The sequence below is a fragment of the Snodgrassella alvi genome (genome assembly GCF_002777425.1).
In the GTDB taxonomy this organism is placed as follows: Bacteria; Pseudomonadota; Gammaproteobacteria; order Burkholderiales; family Neisseriaceae; genus Snodgrassella; species Snodgrassella alvi_B.
This window is the reverse complement of record NZ_MDVC01000046.1, coordinates 1-521: the sequence shown is the minus strand read 5'-3', so window position 1 is coordinate 521 and position 521 is coordinate 1. Positions and strand designations below refer to the sequence as shown.

The 521-nt window shown below is 38.2% G+C and carries 1 protein-coding gene; it reads right to left on the bottom strand.

The genetic code is table 11. The features are described from left to right. Nucleotides 1-9: 9 nt before the first annotated feature. The coding region (locus BGI33_RS03415) for a calcium-binding protein (RefSeq protein WP_373885161.1) at nt 10-521 on the bottom strand (512 nt) is incomplete at its 5' end.

Genomic DNA, 521 nt, shown 5'->3' with positions numbered 1-521 from the left:
TATTATCCTTTATGCTAAATATACACTATTATTGATTAATTCTTGATGACTGATGGTTGCATCAACAAAGATAAAATTAAAGGCACGGGTGTGCATCTGATAATTAAAAAAGTTGGTAAAAGTAACCGAATCTTCATTAGCATAAGCATGAATCACAAGATCATTACCAGAACGCGAGAATACTGCATCAGCCAGTTTTGCATTTTCGAACACAATGTCATTGTATTTGGTAACTGCTGAATCATATTCAAAATCCTCAATTAGATCCTGCCCGTGTCCACGTTGAAAAATGTACCGATCTTTGTTCCAGTCACCGCCATAGAGAGTATCGTTTCCGGAACCACCATTGATGATATCGTAACCTTCTTTGCCCCATAGTGTGTCATCACCGGCACCACCATTAAGAATATCGTTACCTTCACCACCATTTAATGTATCATTGCCATCGCCGCCATTAAGAATATCGTTACCTTCACCACCATTTAATGTATCATTGCCATCGCCGCCATTAAGAATATCAT